The sequence below is a fragment of the Paraglaciecola marina genome (assembly GCF_004360155.1).
GTDB lineage: Bacteria > Pseudomonadota > Gammaproteobacteria > Enterobacterales > Alteromonadaceae > Paraglaciecola > Paraglaciecola marina.
Window position 1 is genome coordinate 320356 of sequence record NZ_SAIS01000004.1, and the last position, 16690, is coordinate 337045.

Genomic DNA, 16690 nt, shown 5'->3' on the forward strand with positions numbered 1-16690 from the left:
AGTCACACATTAATGCAGAGCCTTCAACTAATTATTTGCTTTACCGCTAAAAGCTGATTACTATGCGACCGCTTAATTATTCATCACCTAAAATATTTTAGGTGGATTCAACCACTAACTGTAAAGGAGTAAAAAACATGAAATTAACTTTATTATCCTTTGCAGGTCTTGTCCGCTTCGGCTAAAAACCAAAAGCTATCTACTATTTTGTAGCTTTTTAAAGCTGCGCCTCGGTCACTTCCCCGTATAAAAAGACCTGCCAATACGTATTACGTTTTAAATCCTAATTTTCTAATTAAGAGAAAGGAATTGGTATTATGGGCAAATCCGTCCAAAAAATTACAGAAAACGTTAGCCTTATTGCATCTACCGATACGTGGGTCGAAGGGCTAGCAATTCAACAACTGATTAAAACATCAGAATTAGATGGCATGCATCGCGTTGCGGGTATGCCTGACTTGCACCCAGGGAGAGGTTATCCCATAGGTGCGGCATTTTTTACAACAAACAAAATATACCCTGCGCTTGTGGGCAATGATATTGGCTGTGGTATGTCGTTTTGGCAAACCTCAGCAAAAGTATCCAAGGTTAATTTAGATAAACTGGCCAAAAAATTTGAGCATGTAGAGCAGCCATTAGATAAAACTTGGTCAGCAATAATTGAACAACGAAAATCTGAAAAATGTATTTCTAACAATAGTTATGACCACGCTTTAGGCACTATTGGAGGCGGTAATCATTTTGCTGAATTTCAGGCTATTGATGAAGTGTATGACCAAGCAGTACTAGAAGAGTTAGGGCTTAATAAAAAGCATTTGCAGCTTCTTGTTCACTCTGGCTCTAGAGGGTTAGGGCAGTCTATTTTGGTTGAGCATATAACTATGCACAACCATGACGGGTTAGTTACTGATGCTGAAAACAACAGTAACTATGACTTTAAAGATTACCTAACCAAGCACGATGAAGCGGTACGCTGGGCTGAATTAAATCGTGAGCTTATTGCCAAGCGATTTTTAGACGCTATCCGAGCAAATGGCAGTTGTGTTTTAGACATTAACCATAACTTAGTTTCACCTAAAAATATTAATGGTTGTAATGGTTGGTTACACAGAAAAGGAGCAACCCCCAGTGACAAAGGTTACGCAGTGATACCTGGCTCACGGGGAGACTATAGCTATCTAGTCAAACCTTTATTGGATGACCAAAGCAATGCTGAAAACCTCAAGACAAGTCTATTTTCTCTAGCCCATGGCGCAGGCAGAAAATGGAAACGTGGGGAGTGTCATGGTCGATTAGGTCACAAATATAAACGTGAAGACCTATATCGAACAGCACTTGGAAGCCGTGTGATCTGTGGCAATAAAGAGCTGCTATACGATGAGGCACCGCAAGCATATAAAAAATGTGAAACTGTGATCAGCGATATGGTAGATGCAAGGTTAATTACAGTGGTCGCAAAGCTACGACCAGTTTTAACCTTTAAAACAAATGGAGATTGTTCATCATGATATTACTGCAACTGTCCGCAGGGCAAGGCCCAATCGAATGCTGCTACGCCGTTGGTTTAGCCTTAAAAACCATTGAGAAGCAGTGCCGCGAAAACAACATAAACCTCAACCTTGTAGAAGCCATCTCGGCAGCAAAGCAAGGCTGCTTTAAATCAGCAATAGTACAACTTGATTCAGAGCAAGATGACTCAGCTAAACAATTAGCTGAGTCATGGCAAGGTGCCTTGTTGTGGGTGTGCCAAAGTAAGTTTCGTCCCAAACATAAACGCAAAAACTGGTTTTTTAGCGGGCAAATGTATGAGGTAAACGAAGCCAAGCTAGACAACACAGTGAAATTTCAAACATGCAGGGCTTCTGGTGCAGGTGGCCAGCATGTAAACACCACAGACTCGGCTGTTCGTGCTGTACATACTGAGACAGGAATTTCAGTTCGGGTTGAAAGCGAGCGCAGTCAACATGCCAATAAGCGACTTGCCAAAGCCTTGTTGTTTCAAAAACTAGAAGAGTCAAAGTTACAGCAAATGACACAGCAAGAAAAAGCCCGTTGGCAACAACACTGGGATGTACAAAGGGGCAACCCAGTAAAAACGTTTAAAGGCGAAAATTTTGTATTAAACCATTAACACACACTTTGGTTGCCTCTGCAAAGTGTGGAGGCAAACCTCAAAACAAGAACAATCGATTAAGGAGAATCAAATGAAGAACATACTTTTCATTTGTAGCCGGAACCAATGGCGCAGCCCAACTGCTGAAAAGGTTTGGAAGAATCGCCCAGAGTTAAACGTCAGGTCAGCAGGTACGAGCCCAAGAGCGAAAAGAAGTGTAAGTGTCAAAGACATTCAATGGGCTGACGTGATTTTTGTGATGGAAGAAAAACACAAAAGCAGACTCAAGGCGCAATTTACAAGGCTATTAGACCATAAACCAACTCAAGTACTCGATATCCCAGATGAGTATCAATATATGGGTAAAGAGTTAATAGAAATTGTAGAGCAAACAGTGGGGAGTTATTTGGGTTTAAAGATGTAAGCGTATTTACGCAAACTTAAACACAAAGCCGGCATTTGCCGGCTGTGCTAATTCATTAGTACCTAGCTTTACTTTGCAAACCCTTTCAACAAAAAACCAACAGACATAGGTAAAGTGAAAAACGGTGCCAACATCATAAAAGCTAGAATCGGCCCTACTTTTTGCGGAGGCGGCTCAAACGAACTAATCACCCCGTATCCAAACAGATAAGGCAACAATATATACACCAAGGTAAAGGCACTAAACATCCAGACAGACGGGTTTGATTTTTTCAAGAACAAGTAAGCCGATACTGCAAATATCATTGCCCAAAGTATGGATGGGATATGCATAAACATGTCAACCTCTAGGCGAGATACACCACTTTCGTTCCATGCAATTCCCCAATATTCGCTATTAAACAATATGTAGTGCACTTCACCCGCCATCAAAAGCTGCCACAAATGCTCTGAAGGCATATGCATGTTTGACAACCAACCAACAAATAAAGCAATGGTTGGCAACGCCAGTACACATAAAAGAATGCTGAGTGTTTTTACAAAACCTGTTGTTCTAATCATCGCTTTTTGCCCATCCCAAATCGCCAATGTGGTTTGTCTTAGTAGCCAGTTGTTTGCATCTTGATTAGTCTGCTGGCGCTCTGTGTATTCTTCCTCCATATCGCCAATTAGCTCGTCACGATAGGTTGGATTAGCTAATCGTGACAACAGCCAAGTCGCCAACTTGGGCATAGTCGAGTGCTGTTTTTGAGATGAATGAGTATTAAGCATGTTCACCTCCCACTGTAAGTACAACACCTTGCCACATGGTATCCATGGTTTGCTTAGCGTGTTTAAGTGCGGCTTTGCCTTCAGCTGTTACCGAAAAAAAGCGCTTAGGTCTTCCGCCACGTTGCGCGGTGGCCTCTCCGAGTTTAGACACGACCAAACCTTTTTTCTCCATTCGCTCTAGTGTTGAGTACAAAGCCCCTAAAGCAACATCTCTGTTTATTTCGCGCTGTAAAAGCTGACGAATAGCCGCACCATATGCATTAGTTTCTAAGCGCAACAATGCGAGCAAAACAACTTGTTCAAATTCACCTAACGTTTTCTGATTCATTACACCCTCCTGATATTTCCTACAATGTAGTTTTTAAAAATAGGCTTTGCAAAACAAATAACTACATTGTAGTAATTTTAATATATACCAAGGTATGCAGGGCAATACGGGGTAAAATAGAACTTGATAGACACGGCTCACTTAAAAAAGAGTGCCACCAGCCAGTTTTTTCAGTGCGAAATTTCCTCTTTCAGCAACGGCGATAGAAGGATCGTTTGAAAATTTCTTGGCTAAGCCTAATGACTCATTATCACTGAGATTATCCAGTTCTTTAATAAGCATTTCAGCAGCCACCCTTCTTACCAAAGAGGAGCGGTCATTAGCTGCCAAAAGTAGGGTCGGTAAACGCTGAATTTTTATTGTTAATATGCGGGTGGCAACCAATGCCTTTCTACGACCTTCTCCGTACCTGCGGTCTGTCCATTCCCATTCTCTGCCTGCAAACCAACTACTTTTCCCCTCAAACAGACTGCGATAAGCTTTAGCTCTCAAAGAAGGTTGAATTGCTTTTACAGCAATCACCTCCAAGCTACTATCTAAGAAGCAAGTACGACCAATCTCAGACATCACTAAGACTAAAGGTCCAGAGCTTGAATAAAGTAACTTCATTTTAAGGTGATTAGTTATTTCTCTATTCGATAAAGTATTGAGTAACGTATTTCTATTTGAATCGTCAATTCTTTTCCAAGAAGACCAGTGACTTAGAGTGAAAAAAATCGCATCCGCAACATAAGAAGGTTCAGAGTTAACAAGCACTTTGGAAAGAATGCCTTGCGCAGCTTGGCTTGCCTTACTTGGGGCACCCAATCATTAAGCCTTCTAAGCACAAGCGCTAAAAAGAACCTATTTAGCACTGTTTGGCCAATAGCTCTTAGTGCTTTTTCTCGTCTGAATCCATCCCAGCTACACAAATCAAGCAGCGTAACTGGTGGTGTATTTTTTTGCCAAAAGGCCCATTTATTCGAATGACTAGACGCTAAAGCATTATCATATTCATCTCGAATATACCTTTCCCAGTATTCTAGCTTTGTTAAAGGTAATTCAGAGGTAGCCGTAGTAACTGCAGATAAATTAGGCTTTACTTTATTTGATGGTCTATTCGTTTCTACGAATTCTTTTAGTGCGACAGATACCTTGAGCTCTAGCTCTGTTTTTTCAGTCACAACTCAATCCTTAATATCTTTAATAAGTTATCCGGCCTAGCTGACCAGCTTTTAGTACCTTTCTAATACAGCTTTAAATAACATGTTCAGAGATTCAAAATCTGCTTCCCTCCCTTTCATTTTCGCAGAGTAACTCTCATGCCTTGCTAATTCTGATTCGATAAACTCATTTATTACAGGTACTGCTGGTGCATATTCTTTTTCTAAACTTGCTCTTTTGCGAAGCAGCAAATCTGTTATGGCATCATCTAAAGGCTTATTGTCAGATACTAGTTTGCGTAACACTTCAAACTCGATTGGTGCTGGCTTGTTGAATTTTTCAAGCCACATGATAGCCAGTAATGGCCTCAGTACATAAAAGTACTTTTTCAGAGGTACCAAGTCTTTTTTCAAGTATTCACGAAAGTTACCTTTTGCCATATGCAGGTAGTGATAAATCCCTTTTTGAGAAGATGCAATTGAAGGCATTAATTCACGGGCTTTATTGGCAAAGTGACCATCATCTGCATACACAATGGGTGACTGTAACCACTCGATAAAAGCTGGGTTGGATTTCCAAAATAGTTTTAACGCTTTTCGGATATCCCAGCCGTTAATATCAATTTCATCCACTATCGGATATTCAATCACATCTCGCTTATCTTCAACATCAACGGTTAAATACCAATCCTTAGGGTGGACGTATATAAATCTGACGTCATAATCGCTATTAGGTGATTCAAAACCCCATGCACGGCTACCAGACTCTATGGCGTAGAGTACCTTTACTCCATGCTCTGATTCTGCAGCTTTGATTCGTCGTAAGATCTCAACTCGCACCTCTAGGGAGATTGGGCTGGCTAATTCCACACTCCCTTTCTTTTGTTTAGTTTCCATTTTTTACTTCTCCAAATATACTTTCCAAAGTACATCACTTAATTGCTTGGTTTGTATCTCAACTCCCAATACCAGCTTAATCACTTCGATATTGGTTGTAGTATGTAAACTAGGTTTAGTGGTCGTAAAGCTTCCCACACCTGCTAGTGCAATGGGCACTAATAATTGATCTGCTAGATGCTCCTCAACGGCTGCCTCAGCATGAATAAATTTATTTACTCGGCCAGCTGCGCGTTTTGCGACTCGTTCTGCAGAAACACCTAGCTCACCCACAAGCTCAAAAATATTACGATGAGTGTCAGTTTTAATGCCTAACTGCAAACTGTTACCTGGGCCGGTTGTTACTACACTCTGAACCTCGCTCAGTGCATCAGGCCAATTCAGTATCTTTTTCGCCGTGTCCACTTCTCGCTGCCCTATATTTTCTGGTAACAAACTCACCAGGGCCTGTACTGAACAGTTCTGGCTCAACTTAGCAAAATTGCAGCCAGCTTCCGTTAGATAAATCGGCGCCAGCTTATTAGTAGGTTCTATTTTTATCTGCCATTTTCCTCCACCAGCAGGATAAAAACCTAAACTAAAAATATTTACCACTCCATTCACACCCATACTTTTTAATAATGGTAAAAACGAGTGTTCAAAAAAACTTAATGAAGGTGACATACCGTTATGGGTTCCACCTTCAAACGTGATAGTTGAATTACCTTTTGCTAAAGCTAATACAGGAAAAATAGTTTGGCACACCAAGACCGTACTACCCGCGGTACCAATGGCATAATGATAATCCCCAGATTTTACCTGCCCAGGTGAGAACAAAATTCTAGTAGATCCAAGCTCTACTCCTTCAGTAGTTGCGCCACAAATTTCTTGCGCGGCTAACACACAAGTTAAGTGTTGACGCAACAACCCTGATTTTTTACGGCCCGCCCTAATATTAATCAATTCAACGCATTGTTGGGTTAGAATTGACAGTGTCAGTGCCGTCCTTAACACCTGACCACCTCCTTCTCCTTGAGAGCCATCTATCGTTAGATACGACATTATTTTTCCTTTACTACTATTTATGCTTTTACCCTTTCACACATACAATTTGTTTGAGGGTGTACACCACTTCCACCAGATCTTTCTGCGCTTCCATCACTTTTTCAATGTCCTTATAGGCATGGGGTATTTCATCAATAACTGACGCATCTTTTCGACACTCAACGCCTTGAGTCGCTGCAATTTGGTCATCAACGTTATACACTTTTTTAGCTTTCGTTCTCGACATCACTCGCCCCGCTCCATGGCTACAACTATTGAAGCTTTCTGGGTTACCTAACCCCCTCACAATAAAAGAACGTGCCCCCATGCTGCCAGGAATAATCCCCATCTCACCTTTTTCAGCTCGCACTGCACCTTTTCGTGTGACATAACAATCCTTACCAAAATGACGCTCACGAGAGATATAATTATGGTGACAATTTACTGCTAACTCAGCAGTCGAAAACTCCACAGGCAACTCCTTTCTTAATGCAGCTATTGCATTAAACATCATAATTTCTCGGTTTTTAGCCGCAAAGTCTTGTGCCCATTCAACGGCTTCAACATAATCATCAAAATACTCACTACCTTCTTCTAGGTAAGCCAAGTTCGTATCTGGCAAGTTAATTTGGTGACGCTGCATTTCTTTTTTTGCAAGCTCGATAAAATAGGTACCTATTCGGTTTCCTACTCCACGACTTCCCGAATGTAACATGATCCAAACTGCATCATTCTCATCTAAGCAAAGCTCTAGAAAATGATTCCCCGTACCCATAGTACCCAAGTGATTTACGTGGTTGCTTTTTCTTATGGCTGGATGCTTCTCACAAATTCGTTCGAATCTTAGTTGCAATTTCAACCATTCTTTAGACACCACTTCAGGGATATTATGCCAAGCGCCTCGATCTCTCTGTCCACGACTACTGGTTCTACCGTGGGGTACAGCTGCTTCGAAAGCATGTCGAATAGCTGATAGGTTATCTGGCAGTTGACTCGCTGTTAGAGTAGTTTTAGTAGCTACCATGCCACATCCTATATCGACACCTACAGCGGCTGGGATCACCGCGTCAACTGACGGAATGACGCTACCAATTGTTGCCCCTTTGCCTAGATGTACGTCTGGCATTACCGCTATATGCGAGTGAACTAAAGGCATGGACGCAATATTATTTAGTTGTAACTGTGCTTGCTCCTCAAACGGCACTCCTTTAGTCCACGCTTTTATTGTTGCTCTACCTTCATTTTCAATAACGTTATAATTTCTACACATTATCTTTCCCTTTATAATTTTTACTTGTTCGATTAGCGGACTACAGCCTATTCTGTAGCCCTTTCAGAATCTTTAACTAGGCTATTTTCACAACACCATTCATCAAACCATCTAAACCACCATAAACCGTTAAGCTATCAATTCTCTCAGCCACTTTTTCAAGGGCTTCAAGTTCTTTCAATCGCATTAACGTGGGATTGTTTTCCATCACTTTTGCAGTGTTATGAAGACTCCTAGTGGCTGAGGTTTCTTCACGTCTTTTAATCACATTTGCTTCAGCGGCTTTTTGCGCTTCTACCACTTGATTCAGTATCGCTTTCATTTCACCTGGCAATATGATGTCTTTTACACCAACACTTAACAGTGAGATACCAATGTCTGACAATCTGTCTTTCACTAGCTCTTTTACGGTTTCGTTGACGTATAACTTGTCTAATAGAATGTCATCCAACGACTTTGTGCCTACCGCTTCTCTTAAAGCCAATTGCAATGTTTTGTAAACAAAGTCTTCAACTTTATCGACACTACGCGCAGCTAATTCGGCATCATTAACTTTGATACTGGCACTAAGGTTGATACGAAGACTAACTCTGTCTTTACTCAAAATTTCTTGCCCAGAAATTTCAAGTAACTGCGTTCTACAATCAAATGACTTTAGTTCCACTGTATGGTTGAACTGCCAGAATCCATGTTGACCAGGTTCCAACCTTTTGGTTAATTGACCATTCACATACAACAGACCAATGTGGTTTTTTGCTACATTTAGGTCTGCAACAGGCTTAACCGCAACTGTACGTTCACTTCTAATTAATCGTGAAGAAGTATTCGCTCCCGCACGATTGATTAGGAAATATGTTTTATCATCAATTGCAATGTCTTCATCAATCGACATTTTTTCCAATCTAATCTCGCCCGCATCTTTCCAAAGGTACAAATGCTCACTCGGCGCAACTATGCCTCTAAGTAAATCGTTGACATACAGTAAGCCGACTTCCGTACTATCTAATTTCCAGTGAGAAATATGTTTACTTAATTGCTCGTTATTTCGATACAGACGTTCGGCATTTTTCTCTGAAAAATACAGCGAATTAATATCAAAAGTGGCAAAATCCAATTCGTTTTTAATATCCCAAACTTTGTATTTTCCAGGCATTAATACCTTTTCTAATTCTTGATTTTTGAATACCAGAACTCTTTGATTTTCTGTTACTAACTTAGTTTTTCTAAACATTATTAAATTCCTTATTTTCACCTCGTTAGAGGTGGTGTTGGTAAGGGCTATGCACTTATTTGGTAAAGGCTTCAAAATCTAAAGTTGTGGGGAGCATCCAGCTTGCCAAAACTTGTTCTCAATTAGCGTTTATCAAACATTGGTACCAACGACTTACTAACATTTCATTACATACATTTTTGTATAAAGGGTGGGATTTGAACCCACAACAATCGAATTAAACGTTCGATGCTCTACCAATTGAGCTACCCGTATTTAAGGAAGGATTCGAACCTTCGCCAACAGCACTAAACTGTTGCTCTATCCTCTGAGCTACTTAAACGGTTATTAAGATGGGATTCGAACCCATGTCCGGCAAAATTTCTTTGCTGCTCTACCTCTGAGCTACTTAATATTTGTTTGATTAGGTATACACAGTCACATTGTTCAGCGCACCAGAGTGACTTTTTGAATCACTTCTTATTAATCAGACACCTAGGTATTTACAAGTCATGTGCCACTTTAAAACCAACCCCAAAATAAAACCTAAACCACTGTTATTAAACAACAAAATTGAAAACTTTCATTTCATGTATACTTTTCGATGAAACTAAAAATCAAATTTGATAGCATTATAGATATTAAAACTATCCATTTGGATATATATAAAAATGAAAAATACTGTTGTGGTAAGTTTAATTGGAACCCAATTGGACTATGTAGGTAAAAGGGTAGATAGGTGGGCTAAGTGGCGACCCAATGTCAGTTTGTGCAGCCAACAAGATCTAATTGTCAATGAATTTCATATGCTCCATGACAATCATAGTAGCCGGCTAGCGAACAACGTTGCTGTGGATATTTCGTCTATTTCTCCTGAAACTAAGATGATCCTGCACACCACAAATTTCAAAGACCCATGGGACTTTGAAGAGGTTTACGCCAAGCTGTTTGATTGGTGCCAACAACAAGAGTTTGATACCGACAAAAATGATTACTTATTTCACATAACAACGGGTACCCATGTTGTACAAATATGTAGTTATTTGCTTACTGAAAGCCGCCATTTCCCAGGGCGCCTTATTCAGACTTCCCCAGACCACAACAATAAAAATAAGTCGATTGGACGAATACAAATCATTGATTTAGATTTATCTAAATATGATCAGTTGGCAACACGGTTTGATATTGAACATCAAGAAGGCAAAGACTTCTTAAAAGGTGGAATTCAAACTAAAAATAAAGCCTTTAATAAGCTAATAACTCAGATAGAGAAAGTTGCGATACGGTCACAAGATCCCATGTTACTTACTGGACCTACAGGTGCAGGTAAAAGCCAACTAGCAACACGTATATTTCAATTAAAGAAGAAACGTTCGATGTTAAAAGGCGCTTTAGTTTCTGTGAACTGCGCAACCTTAAAAGGTGAAAATGCTATGGCTGCGCTGTTTGGGCATACTAAAGGAGCCTTTACCGGAGCATTAAAATCTAGGGATGGCTTTTTGCTTACCGCTCATAATGGTGTCTTATTCTTAGATGAAGTTGGAGAGCTGGGTTTAGAGGAACAAGCCATGTTGTTGCATGCCATTGAAAACAAAAAATTTCACCCTGTAGGCAGCGACGCAACAGTTTCAAGTGACTTTCAATTAATCGCTGGCACCAATCGAGATTTGAAACAAGAGATAAAAAAAGGAGCTTTTCGTGAAGACTTACTTGCCCGTATCAACCTTTGGACATATGAACTACCCGCATTAAAAAATCGAAAAGAAGATATACCTGTCAACCTTGAGTACGAACTTGATTTATTTTCCCAGAAGTCAGGCCATCGCGTGCAATTTAACAAGGAGGCAAAGAATATATTTATCGATTTTGCTACCTCAAATGAGGCCTTGTGGTCTGGAAATTTTCGAGACCTAAGCTCGGCAATTACTCGGCTATGTACATTAGCTGACTCATCAAGGGTTACAGTAGACGATGTAAAAGATGAAATCGAAAGGTTGAAGTACTCGTGGAGGCCAACTCTTGAACCATCAGGGGATAATCTACAAAATTACCTACCAAAAGAGCAACTCGACAAACTCGATAGCTTTGATAGTAATCAACTTGGTTATGTAATAGATATCTGTCAACGGCATAACACTATGGCATCTGCTGGTAGGGAGTTATTTGATGTCAGCCGCACATTAAAATCTCAGCCTAATGATTCTAGTCGATTGCAGAAATACCTAAATAAATATGGACTGAAGTGGAGTGATATTTCATAACAAAATCGACTTTAAACCGACAATTTTTTACTGTGTAGATAAAACAGCAAAAGCAAAGTGGTTGTGCTCTGTGGTATCCTTTGCCTGTTCTAGAGTTTACAAGTTGAGATAAAAAATGTGGTTGCATAAATTGTTATCTGCAGTGATAGCGGTTCCTGTTAAATGGCTTGTGAAAGCAAACAGTACACCAACAGATATCGAAGGTGAGTTAGGTATAGATAAGTCTAAGCCTATTGTTTATTTACTGCGTACCCATTCAATTACTGATCTCCTTGCATTAAAAATGTCTGCAAAAACTTTAGGCTTACCTAAACCAACAGACACGATTGAAGTCGCAGGGGAAAGCCATGCTTCTTGTTTGTTTTTACAAAAGCCTAGGTCAGTACTCAATCGTAAAAAAAGTAATACCGATATTCTTGAAGACGCCAGCACCTTATTTAAATTACACAGAGAAAACCCAGAATTAGACATTCAAATAGTCCCTGTATCTATTCTGTGGGGCCGTGCGCCCGACAGAACACTATCAAGTTGGTCTGATATTATTGCCAATCAGGTATCACCTAGTTGGCTGCGTAAATTCTTTATTGTGCTGTTTTTAGGGCGCGATAACTTTGTTTGTTACAGCAAAGCAGTGTCATCTCGTTCCATGGTGCAACTCAAAGGCGACGACCATACCATTGCCCATAAGTTAATTAGAGTCGCCGGTACTCACTTTCATCGCAGGCAACAAACCCTTACTGGTCCAAATATTTTAGAAAGGCACGAATTATATAACGGCGTGTTAGGCTCTGAATCTGTACTTAAAGCCATAGATGACCGCGCCAAAACAAAAAATATTAGCCAGCAAAAAGCCAAGCTAGAAGCCAAAAAGTATGTAGATGAAATTGCCGCAGATTACCGACCAGGGTTAATACGCCTTAGCGAAAGGATCTTAACCAAGATATGGAACAAAATTTACAACGGCATAGAAGTTAATCACGCCGAAAAAGTCCGAAACCTAGCACAAAATGGCCACGAAATTATCTATGTTCCTTGCCATCGTAGCCATATGGATTATCTGTTACTCACCTATGTTATTTACCATCAAGGATTAGTGACTCCAAGAATAGCTGCAGGGATTAATCTGAACTTTCCACCTGTTGGCGGCATTTTGCGTAAAGCTGGAGCATTTTATTTACGCCGCAGTTTTGCTGGCAATAAACTATACACAGCAGTGTTTCGTGAATACCTTGAGTTGCTTTTCAAAAAAGGTAATTCAGTGAAATATTTTCCTGAAGGTGGTCGCAGTAGAACAGGGCGTTTATTACCCCCTAAAACGGGCATGCTAGCCATGACCATGCAAGCCGTGGCAAAAGGTATAAACCGCCCAGTGAGCATTGTGCCTGTTTACATTGGCTACGAGCACGTAATGGAAGTATCGAGTTACGTTAAAGAGCTCCATGGAAAAAGTAAGCAGAAAGAATCTTTTTTCCAAATATTCTCAGCCATTAAAAAACTTAAAAATTATGGAACTGGTTTTTTAAACTTTGGCGAACCCATCAACCTTACAAACTTTTTAGATCAACAAGCCCCAGATTGGCGTGATGACCAACAAGCCAATATCGACAAAAAGCCTCAGTGGTTAACACCTGTAGTGAACAGCCTTGCCACAGAGGTGATGAGCAGAATTAACCAAGCGGCGGCGGTAAATGGCATGGCACTTTGCTCGTTATGTTTGTTGTCATCGAATAAACATGCCATGTCGAGGATAGAGTTAGAAACAGCAATGGATCATTTTATTGCGCTACTCAAAGACTCTCCATACAGCGAAATGGTAACAATACCAGAAACAAGCGGAGCCGAGTTACTAGCCAATACCTTAAAACTCAACAAGCTCACAGTGACCGAAGACAGCTTTGGCGAAATCGTTTCTCTAAAAGAAAGCACTGCCGTGGCCCAAACCTATTACAGAAATAACATTCTACATTTGTTCGCTTTACCCGGACTAATAGCTGCCATAGTGTTCGCACACGACGAGCTAGACAAATCACAAATAGTTAAACTAACCGGAAACCTCTACCCATTGCTTAAGCAAGAGCTTTTCATGTACATGGATCATCAAGAGGCACAAGGATACATAGAGTCACTTATCGATCAGATGTTGAGCATGGGCTTGTTAGTTGACGAAAATGGAAAAATTCAGCACGCCACACCTTCAAGCCATGCCTTTTACTCTGTGTATTTACTTAATCGCAGCATTCAAGAAACCCTGCAACGTTACGCACTTGTACTCACTTTGCTGTGCAAAGAAGAGCAAATAAACCGTAAAGAGCTAGAAAAACAAAGTACACAGTTTGCAGCTCGGTTGTCAGCTTTGAACGGCATTAACTCTCCTGAGTTTTTTGACAAAAAAGTACTCGCGACCTTTATTAACGCGTTAAAAGAAAACGGCCTAGTAGAAGCAGATGAACAAGGGCAATTGAGCTATGCCAAACAAAGTGACCTACTTAAAAATGAGGTGACTGCGCTAATAGAGCCAGAAATCGCGCTGCGACTACAGCAAATATAAAGCGTAAAAAAGTAACTCTAGGAGTGAGATAAAGAATACAAAGCCAACACTATAACTTTGTATTTTTTGACTATGATTATTAGCGTCAATATTTACATTGGCGCTCAACGACCAAAAGGATTTCACCATGTCTAAACTTATTTTATCACTGGATGGCGGCGGTATTCGCGGTGCTGCCACCACACAATTTTTAAGCCAAGTAGAAGCTCAACTACAAGCCAAGTATCAAAAGTCGGTACGTGACTGTGTTGATTTTTATGCCGGCACCAGCACAGGTAGCATCATTGCTTTGGCGTTAGCCACCACAGATATGTCTATGGATGACATCAATAGTTTATATAATGTCACCAATGCCAAAAAGATATTTACCGACAACAAAGGCGTGTTCGAGCTAGATGGCATTAACGCCCCCAAGTACGAAGCAAGGGGCAAGTCTTCTACCTTAAAAGACAAGCTAGGCGCAGCAACCTTGGGTGATGTGCCTGAAGGAAAACACGTACTTGCAGTGACTTATGGAGTTGAAAAACGTCGCCCCTTCGTGATTAAGTCCACTAAACCTGAATATCAAAAACTACTTTCTTACCAAGTGGCAGACTCATCGAGTGCAGCACCTACCTATTTCCCCACAAAGGAGTTGTTACTGCCCCCTGATAACGAAGAACACTGGTTAATTGATGGCGGTGTGGTAGCCAACAACCCCACTATGTGCGCGTATGCAGAGGCAAGCCGTTTATGGCCCACACTTGAAAAACGAGTATTAACCATAGGCACAGGTACCCACACTCGCAAAATTAATGGCCCAGACTCACGCAAATGGGGCGCAGTACAATGGATGTTAAAGGGCCAAATTATAGATTTATTGTCAGACGAAAAAGTCGTCGCCTACCAAGCCATTACTATTACCCAACCAGGTAAATATATTCGAGTAAATGCAGAAATGCGTACCCAGCCCGGCCTCCTCAAAGCCCCTGACGACGCCATGGACGATATTAGTAAAACCAATATAAAAAGATTAAAAGCTTTAGGGGACTTTTGGTTTAAACGCTATGGCGATGCAACGGTAGAACTACTAAACGATAGTTATGATGGCCCGTCTTTGGATAGGATTGATCCAACAACAGGCGAGCCGATTGTTTATCAGCCTTAATTGTTAAATTAGGGCTGCTATGAGCAACTTGTAAACAATGGGATTATTGCTTTGCCCAAAAAACGGACGAAGCAATTGATTGTGATTTAATCCATCGCCTGACAGCTAGCATCAAAGAGATTAATCTTTATTTTCTCTGAAAACTCTACAGATAGACAAGGAATAACTAGGGCCCCTTTATTCAGCAACGCAGTGAAGGTCCAGCCCGATTGAGGGCGAGCGTTGAACGCTTGTTAGGCACGTTTACGCTATTCGTTCGATTCTACATTTTTGACAAAGTGGATATGACGCCACTATAGGCTGTATTAGTTTATCCATTGTTTCAAAGGATTTACCGTATAAATAAAATGCGGTTTCTGATTGTCCCTGCCAATAGCTTGCAACACTTCCATGACCTTCCGTAAGTCTGTCCAATTCGTTATAGACAAAGTTTGAATCGCTTTCCTCGTAGATTTTGTCTGGTAAATCTGTTCCATTAAGATAGATCGCAAGTCCCTCCAGCTCACCTATGGGGATTTCTTCTTCTGTTTTTTCAACCACTATTTTTGAGCCTTTCGGCGTTCCTATTTTTTCTAAAGAAAGTCGAATCTGTTCTATGGTTGATGAATTTGAGTTTTTTACCTCAATTTCTATGTCGCACGATTCGATCTCTCCAGATTGAGACTGTAATGTGCCACCACCTGATACTTCCCCTAGTTTATTTTCCCTAAGCAACTTTTCAAGAGCCTCTTCATATAGTTCCCCTCGGTGCATTGGTTGAAGCCTTGCATTGAGGTTTACTACAATGTACTGAGGTTCTTTTTTCTTTAAAAAACTAAACATGTTTAAAATTCCTTTTAGTGCCTAACGCTTTGAATATGGGGCAAATATGAGCGCTTTGGCCGAAGGCCAGCGAGTATTTGTCCCCGTGAGTTTACGAACAACATAATTCATTTGTTAGTGTTCTTAACCTTCAATAGGAACTTCATAGCTCCGTAGTATACGAATGGTGATGCTACGTAAGCCAACAAAATCCCATCGAATATAAAAAACCAAAATAATAAAACAGATTTATCTTTTCCGTTACAAAGGTCACGAGATAAAACTTCAAAGCAAACACCATTTGGGGACGCTAATATATAAATCAGCACTGCAAAGAGGCCAAAAGCTATTAATACTCTTTTAAGCATCTTACCTTTAAGCTTTTTACTGGCCTTAACTCTCAGTTCAATTCTCCAAGAACACTAACGCTTAAGCTAAGCAGAAAACACGACGCATTTTGGCCGAAGGCCAGCGAGTGGTTTTCTGATTAAGCTTTTTGTTAGCAGCCGCATGGCGTGCTGCTGTTTGAATTGGTTGATGAACTAACAAACTGTGACTTCCATTATTGAATTGAGTAGATGCATATCCTTGCCTTTTGGTTTGTCAGCATTTGATGATTTATATTGCCAGAACTTGTTGTTTACGTGAACTACTTTTACCGACCGTAATGCGCTAAAAAACTAACCGCTTTGCACACCACTTTTAGGTAACCAACTAAAAATTTTACTAAGACACGCATGGCAATAAAATACCCAA

General features: G+C 40.5%; 15 protein-coding genes and 3 tRNA genes. 6 read left to right on the forward strand and 12 right to left on the reverse strand.

Annotated features, from left to right (window positions below):
* The first annotated feature begins 317 nt into the window (after positions 1–317).
* From EOK74_RS10790 to EOK74_RS10800, 3 genes are all read left to right on the forward strand, one after another.
* Entirely contained in the window at positions 318–1508 is a 1191-nt protein-coding gene (locus tag EOK74_RS10790; protein ID WP_133470007.1) for an RNA ligase RtcB family protein, read from the forward strand.
* Positions 1505–2131, forward strand: coding sequence for a peptide chain release factor H (prfH, locus tag EOK74_RS10795; protein ID WP_133470008.1), 627 nt, complete (start codon positions 1505–1507; stop codon positions 2129–2131). The genes EOK74_RS10790 and prfH overlap by 4 nt, the downstream gene beginning before the upstream one ends.
* A gap of 73 nt (positions 2132–2204) precedes the next feature.
* Positions 2205–2537, forward strand: coding sequence for a low molecular weight protein tyrosine phosphatase family protein (locus EOK74_RS10800; protein WP_133470009.1), 333 nt, complete (start codon positions 2205–2207; stop codon positions 2535–2537).
* A gap of 68 nt (positions 2538–2605) precedes the next feature.
* On the opposite strand, the gene EOK74_RS10805 is transcribed toward EOK74_RS10800, so the two are convergent.
* The 11 genes from EOK74_RS10805 to EOK74_RS20840 all read right to left on the reverse strand — a co-directional run bounded on the left by EOK74_RS10805 (position 2606) and on the right by EOK74_RS20840 (position 9592).
* On the reverse strand, positions 2606–3307 hold the full coding sequence (locus EOK74_RS10805; RefSeq protein WP_133470010.1) for a hypothetical protein: 702 nt from the start codon (positions 3305–3307) through the stop codon (positions 2606–2608).
* Positions 3300–3635, reverse strand: a complete 336-nt coding sequence (locus EOK74_RS10810) for a PadR family transcriptional regulator (RefSeq protein WP_133470011.1) — start codon at positions 3633–3635, stop codon at positions 3300–3302. Before EOK74_RS10810 ends, EOK74_RS10805 begins: the two co-directional genes overlap by 8 nt.
* 141 nt (positions 3636–3776) lie before the next feature.
* Positions 3777–4391 carry a hypothetical protein gene (locus EOK74_RS10815; protein WP_166638754.1) on the reverse strand — a complete coding sequence of 205 codons (615 nt, stop codon included), beginning with the start codon at positions 4389–4391 and terminating at the stop codon, positions 3777–3779.
* Positions 4337–4798 (reverse strand): hypothetical protein, encoded by a 462-nt coding sequence (locus EOK74_RS10820; protein WP_133470013.1) that lies wholly within the window; start codon positions 4796–4798, stop codon positions 4337–4339. Before EOK74_RS10820 ends, EOK74_RS10815 begins: the two co-directional genes overlap by 55 nt.
* A 51-nt stretch (positions 4799–4849) precedes the next feature.
* The gene (locus tag EOK74_RS10825) at positions 4850–5674 is read right to left on the reverse strand and encodes a nucleotidyltransferase domain-containing protein (RefSeq protein ID WP_133470014.1); all 825 of its coding nucleotides are present in this window, start codon (positions 5672–5674) and stop codon (positions 4850–4852) included.
* A 3-nt stretch (positions 5675–5677) separates the two neighbouring features.
* Complete coding sequence (rtcA, locus tag EOK74_RS10830) at positions 5678–6715, reverse strand: RNA 3'-terminal phosphate cyclase (RefSeq protein WP_133470015.1); 1038 nt, start codon at positions 6713–6715, stop codon at positions 5678–5680.
* A gap of 28 nt (positions 6716–6743) precedes the next feature.
* Positions 6744–7967, reverse strand: coding sequence for an RtcB family protein (locus tag EOK74_RS10835; RefSeq protein WP_133470016.1), 1224 nt, complete (start codon positions 7965–7967; stop codon positions 6744–6746).
* A 76-nt stretch (positions 7968–8043) separates the two neighbouring features.
* A complete protein-coding gene (locus EOK74_RS10840; RefSeq protein ID WP_133470017.1) occupies positions 8044–9198 on the reverse strand; it encodes a slipin family protein in 1155 nt (384 codons plus the stop codon).
* Between the two features lie 183 nt (positions 9199–9381).
* Positions 9382–9448 (reverse strand) — tRNA-Lys (locus EOK74_RS10845).
* A gap of 2 nt (positions 9449–9450) precedes the next feature.
* A tRNA-Leu gene (locus EOK74_RS10850) sits at positions 9451–9520 on the reverse strand.
* Between the two features lie 2 nt (positions 9521–9522).
* Positions 9523–9592 (reverse strand) — tRNA-Phe (locus tag EOK74_RS20840).
* Between the two features lie 256 nt (positions 9593–9848).
* Here EOK74_RS20840 and rtcR point away from each other — a divergent pair.
* From rtcR to EOK74_RS10865, 3 genes are all read left to right on the forward strand, one after another.
* On the forward strand, positions 9849–11438 hold the full coding sequence (rtcR, locus tag EOK74_RS10855) for an RNA repair transcriptional activator RtcR (protein WP_133470018.1): 1590 nt from the start codon (positions 9849–9851) through the stop codon (positions 11436–11438).
* A 115-nt stretch (positions 11439–11553) separates the two neighbouring features.
* Positions 11554–13986: a glycerol-3-phosphate 1-O-acyltransferase PlsB gene (gene plsB / locus EOK74_RS10860; protein ID WP_133470019.1), complete on the forward strand. Its 2433-nt coding sequence runs from the start codon at positions 11554–11556 to the stop codon at positions 13984–13986.
* A gap of 127 nt (positions 13987–14113) precedes the next feature.
* Positions 14114–15133, forward strand: a complete 1020-nt coding sequence (locus EOK74_RS10865) for a patatin-like phospholipase family protein (RefSeq protein ID WP_133470020.1) — start codon at positions 14114–14116, stop codon at positions 15131–15133.
* A 243-nt stretch (positions 15134–15376) separates the two neighbouring features.
* Here EOK74_RS10865 and EOK74_RS10870 read toward each other — a convergent pair whose 3' ends face one another.
* Positions 15377–15955: a hypothetical protein gene (locus EOK74_RS10870; protein WP_133470021.1), complete on the reverse strand. Its 579-nt coding sequence runs from the start codon at positions 15953–15955 to the stop codon at positions 15377–15379.
* Positions 15956–16690 lie beyond the last annotated feature (735 nt).

What these genes read in the sequence shown, in the direction of transcription:
- EOK74_RS10805 (WP_133470010.1), bottom strand. Translation starts at nt 3,307, where the DNA reads ATGCTTAATACTCATTCATCTCAAAAACAGCACTCGACTATGCCCAAG.
- prfH (WP_133470008.1), top strand. Translation starts at nt 1,505, where the DNA reads ATGATATTACTGCAACTGTCCGCAGGGCAAGGCCCAATCGAATGCTGC.
- EOK74_RS10865 (WP_133470020.1), top strand. Translation starts at nt 14,114, where the DNA reads ATGTCTAAACTTATTTTATCACTGGATGGCGGCGGTATTCGCGGTGCT.
- EOK74_RS10825 (WP_133470014.1), bottom strand. Translation starts at nt 5,674, where the DNA reads ATGGAAACTAAACAAAAGAAAGGGAGTGTGGAATTAGCCAGCCCAATC.
- EOK74_RS10870 (WP_133470021.1), bottom strand. Translation starts at nt 15,955, where the DNA reads ATGTTTAGTTTTTTAAAGAAAAAAGAACCTCAGTACATTGTAGTAAAC.
- EOK74_RS10840 (WP_133470017.1), bottom strand. Translation starts at nt 9,198, where the DNA reads ATGTTTAGAAAAACTAAGTTAGTAACAGAAAATCAAAGAGTTCTGGTA.
- EOK74_RS10810 (WP_133470011.1), bottom strand. Translation starts at nt 3,635, where the DNA reads ATGAATCAGAAAACGTTAGGTGAATTTGAACAAGTTGTTTTGCTCGCA.
- rtcA (WP_133470015.1), bottom strand. Translation starts at nt 6,715, where the DNA reads ATGTCGTATCTAACGATAGATGGCTCTCAAGGAGAAGGAGGTGGTCAG.
- plsB (WP_133470019.1), top strand. Translation starts at nt 11,554, where the DNA reads ATGTGGTTGCATAAATTGTTATCTGCAGTGATAGCGGTTCCTGTTAAA.
- EOK74_RS10800 (WP_133470009.1), top strand. Translation starts at nt 2,205, where the DNA reads ATGAAGAACATACTTTTCATTTGTAGCCGGAACCAATGGCGCAGCCCA.
- EOK74_RS10835 (WP_133470016.1), bottom strand. Translation starts at nt 7,967, where the DNA reads ATGTGTAGAAATTATAACGTTATTGAAAATGAAGGTAGAGCAACAATA.
- EOK74_RS10790 (WP_133470007.1), top strand. Translation starts at nt 318, where the DNA reads ATGGGCAAATCCGTCCAAAAAATTACAGAAAACGTTAGCCTTATTGCA.
- rtcR (WP_133470018.1), top strand. Translation starts at nt 9,849, where the DNA reads ATGAAAAATACTGTTGTGGTAAGTTTAATTGGAACCCAATTGGACTAT.